The following is a 14,243-nucleotide window of genomic DNA, read 5'->3' on the forward strand; positions in this document are numbered from 1 at the left end:
CCGGGTTCCTGAACGGTGAGCGCGGGGCAGCGGGCCCCGGGACGGTGCTACGCGAGGGGGCGGCTTCCGCTCGGGACGGCCCGGCCGGTCCGGACGGCGCGGAAGCGGCCGGCGGGGGGATCCGCGCCCCGCACGGCGAGCCAGACCGCGCGGCGCAGCCGCGCGACGCGAACGGCCAGGTGGGCGGAGCGCGGCGGGGAGGGAGGGAGGGCGAGCCGGTCGACGGGTGGAGTGCCGTAGGACACGGGCTAGTCGATGCCGCGGACGATGGCGGAGTCCTCGTGGAACTCCGCGTCGTCCTCGTCCGCACCGGCCAGCCGCAGCGGCGGGGCCCCCACCGGGACCAAGCCGAAGAAGTACATCTCGACCTCGCGGAAATCTTGCCTGACGTCGTAGGCGAACATGGCGGCTCCTTCACGGTGGGTCGCCCCACGGTGTCAAGATCCGCTCGGGATCCGCTCGACGTCGGGTCGATCGCCGATCGAGTGCAGTCGGAGTCGGGCCGCCCGCTGGGCGGCCGATCCGCGCCGCGGGGCGATCCGCGGCGGCTCCTCGCCTTCGAGGACCGCGAGCACCTGGGCGAGCGTCGTCTCGGCGCCGGTGGCGGGCAGTTCGCGCAGCAGCCGCGCGCAGTGGCCCACCAGGCGGGCCGCGTCGGCCGCGGACATCCGGGACCGGTCGTGCGCGGCGGTCAATGTCAGCGAGCCGTCGGGGTCGCGGTGCGTGAGCAGGGCGACGGGGAAGGCGGTGTGCGCGCCGCTCGCGTACAGCGGCTCGATCCGCACGCCGTGGTCGGCCAGCCCCGCGCGCAGTTCCCGCGGCGGACGCGGCATGGTCCCGACGGCCACCAGGCTGGCCAGCAGCGGATCGGCGCCCGCGGCCCGGCCGGTCCACTCGTGGATCTGCCCGGCGGAGACCCACTCGTAGGCCGCCATGTCCAGGGCCCGGTCGCGCAGCGCCGACAGCAGCCGGCCCAGCGGGTGCGCCGGGTCGACCTGGACGGACATCGGCAGGCAGTTGCGCATCGGCGCGGGGAGGCGCTCGACGGCTTCCAGGGCGATGCCGCGCCCCGAGACGGTGACGCCGAAACCGACCTGCACGGAGCCGCTGAGGCCCGCCCCGCGGTACAGCAGCAGCGCCCAGACCGCCTGGAGGGCCGTGGAGTCGGACACCGCCAGGGCCGCGGCCCACCGGTACAGCCGCTCGGCCTCCTGGGCCGACAGGCGGGCCTCGGCGCGGCCGCAGCCGCTCTCCAGCGTGTCGGGGCCCGGCGCGGCGGGCAGCACGGCGGGCGCGCCCGCGGGTACCGCGCGGGTCCAGAACTCCCGTGCCGGGCCCGGATCCTGGTCCTCCAGCCAGCGCGCCCAGTCCCGGATGTCGGGCCGCCGCTCGCCGCCGGGCAGCGCGCCGCCGGCCAGGTAGGCCCGGTAGAACTCGTCCAGGAGGACGAACACGCTCCAGGCGTCCAGCAGTCCGTGGTGGAAGGTGAGCAGCACGCGCGTCGCGGGCGCGGCGGGCACCGGGTCGTCGAGCAGGGTGACCCGCAGCGGTCCGGGCCCGCGCAGGTCGAAGCCGCGCAGCCGTTCGCGTTCCACGAGCTCGTCCCAGTCGACGCCGCCGGCCCGGTGGCGTACGACGTCGGCGGCGGCCCGTTCGTGCAGGACCACGTGCGGCCGCGGTTCCCAGGCGACGGCGGCGCGCAGCACCGTCTCCCGGTCGGTGACGGACTGCCAGGCAGCGGTGAACCGCTCGGTGTCCAGCGGTCCGCACCAGCGCCAGGACAGCTGCTCGACGTGGCGTCCGGTGCCGCGGTGCTCCAGCGAGTCCAGCAGCAGGTCGTACTGCCACCAGGTCAGCGGCAGGGACCAGCCCGGCTGGCGGCCGCCTCGTCCCCGGCCCGTGTGCGGGCGGCTCGGCCTGGCCATGCGGTCGCCCTCCTCCGGTCCAGTTCATCCGGTACGGGCCCGGAACACCGGAAGACCCGGGGAGCGGGACGCCCGAGGGCGCGATACTCCCGGGCCCACCGTGGAGCAACCCGCTGCCGGGGACCTGGCAGGGCGCTGACGCGCCTCGAGGACGACCACGGAACGGCTCAGGACCGACGCTTCCGGACCGAGGCTTCGAAAGCGGCGCGGCGCATGCGACGCGGCGCGGCCGACGCCCCGCGGCGGCGCCGCAGGCCGGCGACCCGGGCCCGGTCACGGCCCGTGGCTCAGCTCGCGCCCTGGTGCATCGCCGACAGGAACCCCTGGTCGAGCATCGTTCCCACCGACGTGTCGCCCGCGGTGGACAGCCCCGCGTCGTGGCAGGCCGTGCTCAGCAGGTAGCGGCCCATCACCGGGTGCGTGGCGAAGCCCCACTCCCCCCGGGTCGCCGCACTGCCGTCCGGGGCGTGCAGGCGCGCCCCCCCGGGGCCGGACTCCTGGAAGCCGAACTCCTTGAAGCCGAGCCGCAGGCCCTGCCCGAGCGCCTTGCTGTACGCCTCCTTGAGGGTCCACAGCTTCAGTGCGTACGGGACCCGCTCCGCCTCGGGCATCCCGGCGATCTCCGCCGTCTCGGCCGGGGTCAGGATCTGCGCCTCCAGCAGGTCGAGCCGTACGTTGCGGCCGGCCGGCTCCACGTCCACGCCGATCCGGCCCGTGCGGCTCAGCCCGACGGCCATCAGGTCGCCGGTGTGGGACAGGCTGAGCTCAATCTGGTCGAAGCCGCGCAGGTAGGGCCGTCCGCCGAGCCGGTAGGCCAGGTCGAGGTGTTCCGGCGGGATGCCGAGCGCCGCCGCCGCGGTGTACTTGATCAGCAGCCGGGCCGCCGCGAAGCGGTAGCGCACGGTGGCGTCGCGGGTGCGCCGGTAGCGGTCCCAGTCGGGCCCGAGCAGCTCCCGCAGCCGGGGTGTGGTCAGCACGCTGGGCAGCCATTCGCTCCAGGTCGCGTGGACCACGGCGTTGCCGAGCCCGGTCAGGTTTTCCCTCACCCCGTGCCACGGACCGTGCGGCCGCGGCACACGGAGGGGGGCGGCGCATCTCACCTGGTCCATCGTCGTCTCCTGCATGTAGTGCCGTCCGTCCCGGTCCCGCGGACGGACGGCGATCTGGCCGGGGCGTTCGTCCACCGCCCCGACACGTCTGCGGTGCCGTGGCCGGAAGGCAGGGCGGGCGGGGTCACCGCGCGCCTCAACCCGCCAGCGCCGTCCCGTACAGATCGAGGCTCCGCCCCTCCCGGCAGCGCCCCAGGACCTCGCCGAGCACGGAGCCCACCACGCCCTCGGGAAGGTCCGGCACCGCCGCCCCCAGCCGCCGGGCGATCCGGCTCAGCGCGAGCACGGCCCAGGCGGGATCCTCCAGGAACGATCCGGTTCCGGCCTGTCCCTCCCAGGTGCCGAGCACCGCGGCAGCGGCGAGCACCAGTGCGTACCGGTCGGCCAGCGCACAGGCCTGCGCGTCGAATCCGGAGCCGCCGGCCGGTGATCCCAGCGCGGCGCACCGCGCCCTCAGCACCCGCAGCTCCGCCACGAACGTCTGCGCGAACCCGGCCAGCACCGCGTGCGCGGACCCGTCGGCCCAGCCGGAACGCTGCTCGGCCAGTCGGCCGGCCGCGCCGACCAGGGTGGCCGTCAGCAGGTCGTCCGTACCGGAGTGCGCGAGGCGGCGGTGGTCGAACGGGGGCAGCGGAGCCCCCGGCCGGAACAGCGCCGCCGGCGGCTCCGGTGTGCGGAACCAGGCCGTGCGCGCCAGCGCCGGCAGCTGCGGCACCAGGATCGCCTGGCACACGGCCGTCCCCGCGTGTCCGAGCCCGGCCACCGGCAGGTCCCGTACGAGCTTCTGGAACCCCCCGTACAGCGGTCCGCGGTCGTACCCGCGGGCGCCGAGCACGGTCGCCAGCTCCTCCAGGTCCTCGCGCAGCAGGTCCGGCATCGTGTACTTGACCGCGGCGGCCAGCAGGTACGCGTCCTCGGGCAGCAGGCTCATCGCGCGCAGCCCGGTGACGGCCATGCTGTCGCAGGCCAGCAGGTCGGCGAAGACCCCGGCGAGCACCTTCTGCCAGCGCCGGGCGGGCAGTCCGTCGGACCGGTTCTCGACGGCCGCGCGCACGGCCTGGCGCAGCACGCTGTCCACACCGGCCAGCACCACGCCCGGAATCAGGCAGTGGCTGATCTGGAAGCTGCGCAGGGCCAGCGAGACCCCTTCGCCGACCTCGCCGACCAGTGCCCCGGGACCGGCGGCCACCTCGTGGAACTCCAGTCCGGAGAAGTGCGCGCCGCGCATGCCCGGCATCTCGACCCGGCCGAGCCTGCGCACCTCGCTGGCGGCGGGCGGCTCGGGGCCGAGCAGCAGCACCGAGTGGCTGCGCGGTCCGTCCTCGCGCGCGGTGCGCGCGTACATGACGAAGGCCTCGGCGCGGTGGGCGTTGATGACCACGTCCTTGCGGCCGTTGAGCACCCAGCCGCCTTCCGGTCCGGGCGTCGCCTCGACCTCGTTGCGCAGGATCGCGTTGGCGTGCGCGACCTCGCGGTGCACGATCGTGACCCGGCCGCCGTCGAGGAGGTGCGCGGCCAGCGCCCGGCGCTGCGGCTCGTCCCCCGCGGTCCACACCGCGCAGGCGGCGAAGAGCGAGGTGATGCCGAATCCGTAGCCGAGCGCGAGATCGCGGCGGAACAACGGGCGCAGCACCCGCGCCAGTTCCTCCAGGTCGGTGAGCCGGCCGCCGAGGTCGTACGGGACGAACTCGGCGCCCAGGCCCGCCTCGGCGAGCAGTGCCTCGGTGGCCGCCGGTGCCTCGCGGGCCTCGTCGGCGCGCAGCAGTGCCACGTGGCCGTGCGGGTTGTCCGGGTCGTGGGGGTCGCCGAGGGCGGCCTCCAGCCGGGCGGCGCGCTCGGACGCAGCGGCCCGCCAGGGAACGGCGGCCGGCGCGGACCCGACGGCCCGCCCGGACGCTGCGTCCGGCGCGGGCGCCTCGGCCCGCCTCGAGGCCGCGGCGGGCACGGAAGCGGCGGCGGGTGCCGCCGCACATGTGTCCCGTACGGGTGCGTGGGTGTCCCGTACGGGGGTCGTGGAGTCCTGGACCGCGGTCACAGGACGCGGACCGAGTCGATGGCGTACTGCGCGGCGTGGCGCAGTACGGACAGGCCCGCCTGGCCCATCGCCTCGCGCACGTGGCGGCCGGCGGCCACCGCGTCGGTGCCCTCGCCCAGCACGCTCTCGATGTTCTCCTCGCACAGCATCACGTGGTGCCGGGCCGTCAGGATCACGCCGGCCCCGTCGGGCTCGACCGTCCACTCGCCCGTGTGCGCGGTCAGCAGGGGCGAGGTGCGGGTCTGCTTGTAACAGATGCGCTGCGCGCCCGGGAAGCAGATGCGCACCGACTCGGTGCTGTGCGCGCCGCCGTCGATGGACAGGCTGCCCATGGACATCACCTGGACGCCGGGCTCGTCCTCGACCAGGTCGAGCCGGTTGACGTGCGGAAGTCCGGCCGGCCAGTCCCGCACCCGGTACAGGAAGTCGAAGACGGGGTCGCCGGGTGCCTCGACCCGTACGGTGTCCTCGAAGGACCACACCAGGTCGTCCAGGCGCGTCCAGTGCTCGGCCAGTTCGGCCAGCCGGTCCAGTTGGGCGCGGCTGTTCTCCAGGGTGACCCGCTTGACCCAGGCCACGTCCGCGGGGACGTCCCCGGCCACGGTGAAGGCGTGCTCCAGGGTGACTTTGGAGGCGTACTCGCCGAGCGGGACCACCGTCCACACGCCGCTCATGGAGCGCGTCGGTGCGGCGGGCAGGTCGTGGGTGAACTCCACGCGCAGCCGTTCCACGTCCAGGTGCCGGCTGGTCACCCAGGACTTGACGGTCTCGCCCGCGGTGACCCACATGTGCAGCCGCTCCCGCGACCCGTCGAAGTCGAGCTGTTCGACATGGACGCAGGGCTGGAAGAATAACGGCCACCGGGTGGCGTCCGCGATCAGCCCGTACATCACTCCGGCCGGGGCCGCCGTGATCACTTCGTGGACCGTGCGGTGCACACGCGCATCCGACATCTTCCACACCCTCCTCATTGGTACGCCGGCCGGCTCCGACCGGCGGCGTCCGGGCTGCGGCGTCCGGGCCGCGGCACCGCCCTGCCGACGGGACTCCGCTCCCGCCCGGCAGGTGGCGCCACTGGGCCGGTGACCCTCGCACCGGCGACCCGTCCGCCTGCCGCTGAGGGCCACCGACAGATGCTGTCGTACGGCCCTGGGCTGACGGCTGTGCACAAGACACTGTCCGGAACCGCTCGCAGACCGAACGGGTCTGACTGGAGCGCCGCTCCGGCCGCCCGGAGGGTCCGCCTCGATCCGAAGGCCCGGCCTCCCCTTTTCCGGTCGGACGCCGGTCGCGCGGGAGCGCCCGCCACTTGTGCTTGAGCGGCCCGCGAGCCCGGCCTTCGAGACTCGGCTGGCGGAAGTCCGGGCGTCGTCGACCTGACGGCGGCGCCTGCGGCGCCCCGGGCGGTTCCCCCGTCCCGGCGCGCCTCGCGACCGCCCGGCCGCCCACCCGGCCACCCCCGTCCTGGTGGGCGGCCTCCAGCCGCGCGCGCCGACCGCGGGCGTCCGTGTGCCGCGGGGGTCCGTGTGCCGCGGGGGTCCGTGTGCCGCGGGGGTCCGTGTGCCGCGGGCGTCCGTGTGCCGGTTCTGCCCCGCCGCGGAGGGGGCGGGCGCGGGCGGGAGCGGGTTCGCGTCCGCCCGCAGGTGTGCCCGCGGGCGGCGGCCCGTCGCACCTTCGGGCCGCCGCCCGCGCCCGCCCCTGCCCGCGCCCGCCGCCCTCCGCACGAGGGCCGCGCACGGGCAGGTCCCAGCCGCTCAGGCGTCGGCGGCCCGCAGCACCGCGGCCGAGTTGAAGCCGCCCCGCCCGCGCGCCAGCACCAGTACGGTCCGCAGCCCGGGCAGCTCCCGCGCCGGGCCCGTCACCAGGTCCAGCGGGCAGTCCGCGGCGACCCTCCGGGTCCCGGTGGTCGGGGGCACCACCTTGTCGCGCAGGGCGAGGCACGCCGCCGCCAGGTCCAGCGAGGAACCCCCGGCGCCCAGCCGGCCCGTCATCGACTTGGGCGCGGTGACCGGCACCCCGCGCGGCCCGAACAGCGAGGCCAGCGCCCGGGCCTCGGACCGGTCCGCGGCCCGCTCCCCGGCCCCGTCGGCGAACACCGCGTCCACCTCGTCCGGGCGCACCCCGGCGTCGGCCAGCGCGAGTGCGGCCGCGTCCCGCAGCCGCTCCTCCCCGGGCCCGCCGTCGAAGGTCGCCGCACACCCGGCGACCACGGCGTACCCGGCGGCGCCGCGCGCGCGGGCGGCCTCCTCGTCCTCCAGCACCAGCAGCGCGCCGCCCTCCCCCACGACGTGGCCGCCGGCCTCCGCGTCGAAGGGCCGGTAGGCCAGCGCCGGATCGGGATCGGTGCTCAGCCGGCCGTCCGCCAGGTGCGCGGCCCAGCCCCAGGGGCACAGGACCGAGTCGAGGCCTCCGCTCACCATGAGGCCCACGCCCTTGCGGATCTCGCGCCGGGCGCGGGCGAGCGTGTCGATCCCGCCCGCCTGTTCGGTGACCACTGCGGAGGCGGGGCCGCGCAGCACGTGCCGGATGGAGATCTCGGCGGTTCCCGCCGCGTGGAACCAGGCGAAGGACTGGTACGCACTGACGTACTGGGCGCCCTTGCCCCACAATGCCGCCAGCCCGCGCTGGCCGAACTCGGTGCCGCCCGCGGAGCTGGCGGTGATCACGCCCGCCCGGTGGCCGGGCAGCGCGGCCGGGTCGGCGCCCGAGTCCTCCAAGGCCTCCTTGGCCGCGACCAGGCTCAGTCGGGTGACCCGGTCCGTGGAGGGGAGCAGCCGGCTGGGGATGTGGTCCTCGTCGACGAAGCCGGGTACCTCGCCCGCGATCCGCACGGGGTAGCCGGAGGCGTCGAAGCGGGTGATCGGGCCGATGCCGCTGCGGCCTTCCAGCACGGCGCTCCACCAGGCCCCGGTACCCAGCCCGTTGGGCGCGGCCACGCCGATGCCGGTGATCAGCGCACGGCCCGCGGCGGGGCCGCGCCCGCCCGCGTCCGAGCTGCCGGGGCCGCTCATGCCGTCTCCCGCAGCCGGGGCCGGGTCAGCACGGTGGCGGCGTGGAAGCCGCCGAAGCCGCTGGCGACGCTCAGGACCGTACTGGTGCGCTGCTCCCGGGCGAACAGCGGTGTGTAGTCAAGGTCGCAGCTCGGGTCGGGTTCGTGGAGGTTGGCGGTGGGCGGCACCGTGCTGTGCTCGATGGCCAGGACGCTGGCGGCCACGTCCAAGGCCCCGGCGGCGCCGAGGGCGTGTCCGATCATCGACTTGATGGAGCTGACCGGGACGCGCCGGGCGTGGTCGCCCAGTCCCTGTTTGAAGGCGCTCGTCTCGTGCCGGTCGTTGTGCCGGGTGCCTGCCCCGTGTGCGCTGACGTAGTCCACGTCGACCGGATTGAGCCGCGCTTCGTCGAGCGCCGCCCGGATGGCGTCGGCCATGTCCTCGCCGCCCGGCCGCAGCCCCGTCATGTGGTGCGCGCTGCTGTACGAGGCGAAGCCGGACAGTTCGGCGTACACGTGGGCGCCCCGGCGGCGCGCGTGTTCCAGCTCCTCGAGGACCAGCACGGCGGCGCCCTCGCCGAGCACGAAGCCGTCACGGGTGCGGTCGAAGGGGCGCGAGGCGGTGGCCGGGTCCTCGTTGCGGGGGCTGGTGAGGCGGATGCGGTCGAAGCAGGCCATGACGATGGGGGAGATCGGTGCCTCCGCACCGCCCGTGACCATCACGTCGGCGCTGCCCTCACGGATCAGGTCGGCTGCGTGCCCGATGGCGTCCAGGCCGGAGGTGCAGCCGCTGGAGACCAGGCTGACGGGACCCTGTGCGCCGGTGTCCCGGGCCACGGCGGCCGCCAGCGAGCTGGGCACGAAGTAGTCGTAGAGGCACTCGGCGGCCCGGGAGTGGTCGACGGTCCAGGTGCTGCCGAAGTCGCTGAGCAGCGCGTACTGGGTGGCGAGTCCGGTGGCGCAGCCCGCCGCGTTGCCGAGGCTGACCCCCGTGCGCAGCCGGTTCCCCACTGCCAGTACGGCGTCCAGGCCGCTGTCGGCCACCGCCTCCCGGGCGCTGACCAGCGCGAACTGGGCTGCCCGGTCCAGGCGTTCGGTGTCGGCGAGGGTGAAGCCGTGCGCGGCGGCGTCGAAGTCGACCTCGGCGGCGACCCGCGAGCGGTAGCGGGCGGCGTCGAAGAGGGTGACGTTGCGGGTGGCGGTACGGCCGGAGGTCAGCAGGGACCAGAACCTGCGGGTGCCGACCGCTCCGGGTGCCACCACGCCCACCCCGGTGATGACCACGCGCCTCACCGGGCACTTCCCGGCCCCGCGCCCGCGGCCACCGCGGCGGCGTCCGCCCCGTACTCGCGGCAGGCCGCCCCGACCAGGGCCGGCAGTACGTCCCCGCCCGCGAAGAAGTGGTCGCCGTCGACCGTGCGCACGGTGATCGGCCCGGTGGTCCACTGCCGCCACTCCTCGAAGGCGGCGGGCACGGCGAGCGGATCGTCGCTGCCCGCGAAGACGAGCAGCGGCAGGTCGACGGAGCCTCCCGTGACCGGGTCCAGGGCGGCCTGGCGCAGGGCCCGGGCCAGGCGCAGGTCGTCGCGCAGGACGGGCAGCACGCTGCGGCGCCACAGCCCGCCGGGACGGGCGGCGGCACCCTTGGGCAGCGAGCCGAGGTCCGCCAGCAGGGGCAGGAGCATGTCGTCGGGAAGGTCCGCCGCGGCCACCAGGGCGGCGCTGGCGTGCGGCGGCAGGCAGGCGCCCACCGCGAGGAACAGCGGCGCCGGCACCCCGGCGTCCGCCAGCGCCCTGGTGAGCGTGTACGCGACCAGGGCGCCCAGACTGTGGCCGTACAGCGCGTACGGTCCGGACCGGGCCGCCTCCATCAGCGGGGGCAGCAGATCCGCCAAGAGCTCCGGGCGTCCGGTGACGCGAGGCTCGCGCCGCCGGCTGTCACGGCCCGGCAGCACCAGCGCCGCGACGTCCACATCCGGCCCGGCCGCCACGGGCCAGCGGCGGTAGCTGGCCACCCCCGCGCCCGCGTGGGCCAGGCAGTGGAGCCGTACCCGCCGCCCCGCCGCCCCTTCTGCCGTCGTCAGCGAAGCCATCGGTCGCCCTCCTCCGGGAAGCTGTGCGGGCACGTTCGTCGTACGGCGCCGCCGCGGCCCGAGCGTGTCCCCTGCGGCTTGAGTGGTACTCGATTCAGGCTGCGTACAGATCGAAGGTCGAGCTGCGCCGCGGTCCGCAGGCCACGTCCAGGCGGGGGTCGACGGCGAGCATCGCCTGGTGGAGCCGCTGGAGCTGCGGGGAGGGCTCCACTCCGAGCTCGTCGATGAGCCGCTGGCGCAGCCGGCGGTAGACGTCGAGCGCGGAGGCCTGCCGGCCCGACCGGTAGAGCGCGACCATCGCCTGCGAGTGCAGCCCTTCGTGCTGGGGGTGGCGGGCGACCAGATCGGTGAGTTCGGCGATGAGCTCGATGTGCCGGCCCAGCCGCAGGTCGGCGTCGATGCGGCGTTCCCTCGCCACGAGGCGGCTCTCCTCCAGCCGCATCACCTCGATGTCGAGGATCGGTCCCACCCGCACGTCGACCAGCGCAGGACCCTCCCACAGGTCCAGCGCCGCGCGCAGGCACTTGGCCAGCCGCTCGTCCTCGCCGTCCTCGAACGCCTGCTGCCCCTCGGCCAGCAGGCGCTCGTAGGCGCGTACGTCGACCGCCTCGGCCGGGACCTGGAGCAGGTAGCCGCCGTACCGGGTGGCGAGCACGTCCTTGGCCGTGCCGGGCGCGTCCGGGCCCATCGCGGTGCCCAGTCTGCGGCGCAGCTGGAGGATGTAAGTCTGAAGCGTGGTCAGTGCGCTCTGCGGCAGGTGGGTACCCCAGATCTCTTCCATCAGCGTGGGCACGGGGACCACCCTGCCCGGGTAGAGCGCGAGCAGCGCCAGGATCTGGCGCGGCTTGCCCGCGGTCGGGACCACCGATATACCGTTGACTTCGACATTCAACGGACCCAGGACCTTGATCTTCATGATTCTCCTCCGCGCCTTGCCGGCCAAGGTCGACAACAAGCCGGTGTTCGAGTTTTTCGATACTGTCGCCTTCCGGCCCCTCTTGTCTTTTGCCGTCGACGGCGGACGAGGGGCACCTTATCCTTCCCCGACCGCTTCATATGCAGTAATTGAGTGCGTCTTGAGCGGCTTTCGAATGCAACCGCCGGGGCTGGCGCACATGCGTCCGGCACGCCACCTCGGAACCGCCCGCCCGAGTTCTCGTCCGGCGCTCTAGGCGGCGCTGCTAGGTTTCCGGCCATGGCAACGGATTCGACAGTGCTCGGCGGCGACCCGCTCATGCGCGGCCTGCTGAACCGGATCGCCCAGGACGGGCCCGCGGAGCCGCCCGGGCCGCCGGCCCTGACCGTCCCGCCCGGGCCGCACGACCCGACCGCCCCGCCCGACCTGCCCGGACCGCGGTGCCTGCCCGGACCGCAGGATGCGGACGGCCTGCCGGGCCTGCCCGATCCGCGGACCCTGCTGCGGCTGATGAGCAACTGGCACCAGCGCGGGCTGTACGTGGGCTTTCCGGACCTGACCGGCGGCCGTCGGTGAATCCGCGCGACGCCTGAGTTTCCCTCAAGGAATAGTCCACAGATACCCGAGCAACGTCGATTGATTCTCCATCCGTATCGGGATGCGCCTAGGATCCGATAAGGGCGCATGGCTCCGCGGTCATTTCCGAGTGAATGCCGGGTACACGTACGGCTCCTCGACCGCGCACCTGCCGACTCTCCCCCGGTGAGGATGAGATGGAGTTTCGGATCCTGGGTCCCGTCCAGGTTTTCGACGAGGGCGCCGATTTTCGGATCACACCGGCCGGCGCGAAACAGCGCGCCCTTCTGGGAACGCTGGTCGTAAAGGCCGGACAGGTCGTGTCCGCGGACCGGCTCATCGACGAATTGTGGGGCGAACACCCGCCCGTCAACGCCGCCAACGCCCTCCAGACCCACGTCGCCCGACTGCGCCGGATGCTGCCGGTCCGGGGGCCCGGGCCGGAATCGGGCTCGGGCTCCGGCTCTGCCGGAAGCCACCACGAGTGGCTCGTCACACGTCCGCTGGGCTACGTACTGCGCCTGGGCCGGTCCGGCACCGACGCCCAGCGCTTCCACCACCTCACGGCCCGGGGCCGCTCGCTGGCCGCCACCGATCCGGCCCGGTCGGCCGAGGTCCTGCGCGAGGCGCTGGCGCTGTGGCGCGGCCCCGCGCTGGAAGGGGCGGGGCGCGGCACCATCTGCTCCGCCGAGGCCTCGCTGCTGGAGGAGAGCCGGCTCGTCACCCTGGAGACGCTGTACGACGCCTGCCTGCGGGCCGGCCGGGCCGGGGAGGTCACCGGCGAGCTGGCGCGGCTGACGGCCTCTCACCCACTGCGGGAGCGGTTCTACGAGCTGCTCATGACCGCGCTGTACCAGTGCGGGCGCCAGGCAGAGGCGCTGGGCGTCTACGACCGGGCGCACAGCCGGCTCGTGCACGACCTCGGGGTGGAACCGGGTCCCGTCCTGCGGGGCCGCATGGAGTCGATCCGCCTCCGCCGGCACCCGGAGGCCGGAAAAGCCGGGGAGTTCGGCGGGATCAGGGAGATCAGCGAGATCAGAGAGACCGGAGGGGCGTCGGGGGTGGACGGCCTGCACCCGCTGCGCACCGAGGTGACCCGGCTGCGCCACGAGATCGAGGTCCTGAGCCGGCAGTACCGGGAGCTGGCCGACCGCTTCGAGCGGCTGGCCGCGGACCGCACGGCGAGCCGCTGACGGCCGCCCCCGACGCCCCCCGCACAGCACTGAAGCCCTTCCCCCGGCCGTGGTTCGCGAGCCGGGGAGAAGGGCTTCAGAGGTCATGCCGCCACCTGCCGCGCGACACGGCCGGTCAGTTCGTCCGCGCGACGATCCGCCCGCGGCCCGCCGCGGGCGGGGCGGTCACCGGGAGGGCTCCCCTGGACGGGGCCGGGCTCTCGGGGTGCGCCATCAGGATGGAGCGCTGGAGCCTGCTCAGCGCGGCCGAGGGCTCCAGGCCCAGCTCGGAGACGAGCACCGTGCGCAGCCGCTGGTACACGTTGAGGGCCTCACCGCGCCGCCCCGAGCGGTGCAGGGCCAGCATGAACTGGCCGTGCAGGCTCTCGTGCAGGGAGTACTGCTTGACCAGGACGGTCAGTTCCGACAGCAGCTCCCGGTGGCGGCCCAGGCGCAGATCCGCCTCGATGCGCTGGTCGAGCGCGCACAGGCGCAGTTCCTCCAGGCGCCTGACCTCCGTCTCGATCCGGCTGCCGGCCTGGACGTCGGTGAGCGCGGGACCGGTCCACAGCGACAGCGCGTCCGCCAGGCGGCGCGCGGCGCCCTGGTAGTCGTCGGCGTCCATCGCCCGGTAGCCGGCGCCGGCCCTGCGCTCGAACTCCCGGTAGTCGACGCTCCCGCCACGGGTCTCCAGGCGGTACCCGCCGGGGAGGGTGACCAGGATGTCCTTCGGGGTGCAGCGCTCGTTCTCGCCGAACGCCAGCGCCACACCGATGAGATCGCGCAGTTGCAGGACGTACGTCTGCAGCGTGGTGCGTGCGCTGCGTGGTGGGTTCTTCTCCCACAGCTCCTCAATGAGGGTGGCCACGGGGACCACCTGATCGGCATGGAGTGCGAGCAGGGAGAGGACCTGCCGCGGCTTGGGTGCCGTCGGCGTGATCGACACCCCGTTCTCACGAACGGACAGCGCACCGAGCACTTCGATGTCCACGTTCTCCCCAAATATCACTGGAGGCCGGTTCACGGCCTGCGCGTTTTTTTCCCGCGTCCCGCCGGCGGCGCCCGGGTGCACAGACAACCGGACCCCTTGATAACAAAACAGCGCAGTCGGTTTGTCAATCCCGGACGGTACCTGGAGGCCGAGACTGGTCTGTTCTCGGCCAGCCCTCAAGGGGATGACGAGCCGAACTCTTGGATCTCAAAGCTGAGTTGTTGCTGTTCCCCATCAAATGGGCGCATCGACCGACCCGAGCACCGGTCCAAAAGAGCCATCGCGACATGGCTGAAAATCTCTCCCCAGCTCCTCACGCCGAGCAGCCGCGGGGGGGGGGGGGGGGGCGCGGGGGGGGGGGGGGGGGGGGGGGGGGGGGGGCCCCCCCCCGGCGGGGGGGGGGGGGGGGGGGGGGGGGGGGGGGGGCCGGCGATGAA

At 74.6% G+C, this 14,243-nt stretch carries 13 protein-coding genes; 2 read left to right on the forward strand and 11 right to left on the reverse strand.

Features of this window, described 5'->3' with window-relative positions:
- Positions 1 to 47: 47 nt before the first annotated feature.
- The 10 genes from ACIA8F_RS30755 to ACIA8F_RS30800 all read right to left on the reverse strand — a co-directional run bounded on the left by ACIA8F_RS30755 (position 48) and on the right by ACIA8F_RS30800 (position 11,067).
- The gene (locus ACIA8F_RS30755) at positions 48 to 245 is read right to left on the reverse strand and encodes a hypothetical protein (RefSeq protein WP_399383657.1); all 198 of its coding nucleotides are present in this window, start codon (positions 243 to 245) and stop codon (positions 48 to 50) included.
- 3 nt (positions 246 to 248) lie between these two features.
- Positions 249 to 404 (reverse strand): hypothetical protein, encoded by a 156-nt coding sequence (locus tag ACIA8F_RS30760; protein WP_399383659.1) that lies wholly within the window; start codon positions 402 to 404, stop codon positions 249 to 251.
- Between the two features lie 33 nt (positions 405 to 437).
- On the reverse strand, positions 438 to 1,925 hold the full coding sequence (locus ACIA8F_RS30765) for a condensation domain-containing protein (protein WP_399383661.1): 1,488 nt from the start codon (positions 1,923 to 1,925) through the stop codon (positions 438 to 440).
- 287 nt (positions 1,926 to 2,212) lie between these two features.
- Positions 2,213 to 2,971: a 4'-phosphopantetheinyl transferase family protein gene (locus ACIA8F_RS30770; protein WP_399383662.1), complete on the reverse strand. Its 759-nt coding sequence runs from the start codon at positions 2,969 to 2,971 to the stop codon at positions 2,213 to 2,215.
- Positions 2,972 to 3,170: 199 nt separating this feature from the next.
- The gene (locus tag ACIA8F_RS30775; protein ID WP_399383664.1) at positions 3,171 to 5,069 is read right to left on the reverse strand and encodes an acyl-CoA dehydrogenase; all 1,899 of its coding nucleotides are present in this window, start codon (positions 5,067 to 5,069) and stop codon (positions 3,171 to 3,173) included.
- On the reverse strand, positions 5,066 to 6,022 hold the full coding sequence (locus tag ACIA8F_RS30780; protein ID WP_399383666.1) for an aromatase/cyclase: 957 nt from the start codon (positions 6,020 to 6,022) through the stop codon (positions 5,066 to 5,068). Before ACIA8F_RS30780 ends, ACIA8F_RS30775 begins: the two co-directional genes overlap by 4 nt.
- Positions 6,023 to 6,823: 801 nt before the next feature.
- The gene (locus ACIA8F_RS30785; RefSeq protein WP_399383668.1) at positions 6,824 to 8,080 is read right to left on the reverse strand and encodes a beta-ketoacyl synthase N-terminal-like domain-containing protein; all 1,257 of its coding nucleotides are present in this window, start codon (positions 8,078 to 8,080) and stop codon (positions 6,824 to 6,826) included.
- Positions 8,077 to 9,351, reverse strand: a complete 1,275-nt coding sequence (locus ACIA8F_RS30790; protein WP_399383669.1) for a beta-ketoacyl-[acyl-carrier-protein] synthase family protein — start codon at positions 9,349 to 9,351, stop codon at positions 8,077 to 8,079. Before ACIA8F_RS30790 ends, ACIA8F_RS30785 begins: the two co-directional genes overlap by 4 nt.
- Positions 9,348 to 10,151, reverse strand: coding sequence for a thioesterase II family protein (locus ACIA8F_RS30795; protein WP_399383671.1), 804 nt, complete (start codon positions 10,149 to 10,151; stop codon positions 9,348 to 9,350). The genes ACIA8F_RS30790 and ACIA8F_RS30795 overlap by 4 nt, the downstream gene beginning before the upstream one ends.
- Positions 10,152 to 10,245: 94 nt before the next feature.
- On the reverse strand, positions 10,246 to 11,067 hold the full coding sequence (locus ACIA8F_RS30800) for a BTAD domain-containing putative transcriptional regulator (protein WP_399383673.1): 822 nt from the start codon (positions 11,065 to 11,067) through the stop codon (positions 10,246 to 10,248).
- 279 nt (positions 11,068 to 11,346) lie between these two features.
- On the opposite strand from ACIA8F_RS30800, the gene ACIA8F_RS30805 reads away from it, so the two are divergent.
- Together ACIA8F_RS30805 and ACIA8F_RS30810 are read left to right on the forward strand one after the other, a co-directional pair.
- Entirely contained in the window at positions 11,347 to 11,643 is a 297-nt protein-coding gene (locus ACIA8F_RS30805; RefSeq protein ID WP_399383675.1) for a hypothetical protein, read from the forward strand.
- A 197-nt stretch (positions 11,644 to 11,840) separates the two neighbouring features.
- On the forward strand, positions 11,841 to 12,836 hold the full coding sequence (locus tag ACIA8F_RS30810) for a BTAD domain-containing putative transcriptional regulator (protein WP_399383677.1): 996 nt from the start codon (positions 11,841 to 11,843) through the stop codon (positions 12,834 to 12,836).
- A gap of 115 nt (positions 12,837 to 12,951) precedes the next feature.
- Here ACIA8F_RS30810 and ACIA8F_RS30815 read toward each other — a convergent pair whose 3' ends face one another.
- A complete protein-coding gene (locus tag ACIA8F_RS30815; RefSeq protein ID WP_399383678.1) occupies positions 12,952 to 13,806 on the reverse strand; it encodes a BTAD domain-containing putative transcriptional regulator in 855 nt (284 codons plus the stop codon).
- Between the last annotated feature and the right edge of the window lie 437 nt (positions 13,807 to 14,243).

This window comes from Streptomyces sp. NPDC051563 (assembly GCF_044454225.1).
In the GTDB taxonomy this organism is placed as follows: domain Bacteria; phylum Actinomycetota; class Actinomycetes; order Streptomycetales; family Streptomycetaceae; genus Streptomyces.

Coding starts and splice junctions, on each gene's coding strand:
- ACIA8F_RS30805 (WP_399383675.1), top strand. CDS start 11,347: ATGGCAACGGATTCGACAGTGCTCGGCGGCGACCCGCTCATGCGCGGC.
- ACIA8F_RS30785 (WP_399383668.1), bottom strand. CDS start 8,080: ATGAGCGGCCCCGGCAGCTCGGACGCGGGCGGGCGCGGCCCCGCCGCG.
- ACIA8F_RS30760 (WP_399383659.1), bottom strand. CDS start 404: ATGTTCGCCTACGACGTCAGGCAAGATTTCCGCGAGGTCGAGATGTAC.
- ACIA8F_RS30780 (WP_399383666.1), bottom strand. CDS start 6,022: ATGTCGGATGCGCGTGTGCACCGCACGGTCCACGAAGTGATCACGGCG.
- ACIA8F_RS30810 (WP_399383677.1), top strand. CDS start 11,841: ATGGAGTTTCGGATCCTGGGTCCCGTCCAGGTTTTCGACGAGGGCGCC.
- ACIA8F_RS30765 (WP_399383661.1), bottom strand. CDS start 1,925: ATGGCCAGGCCGAGCCGCCCGCACACGGGCCGGGGACGAGGCGGCCGC.
- ACIA8F_RS30800 (WP_399383673.1), bottom strand. CDS start 11,067: ATGAAGATCAAGGTCCTGGGTCCGTTGAATGTCGAAGTCAACGGTATA.
- ACIA8F_RS30795 (WP_399383671.1), bottom strand. CDS start 10,151: ATGGCTTCGCTGACGACGGCAGAAGGGGCGGCGGGGCGGCGGGTACGG.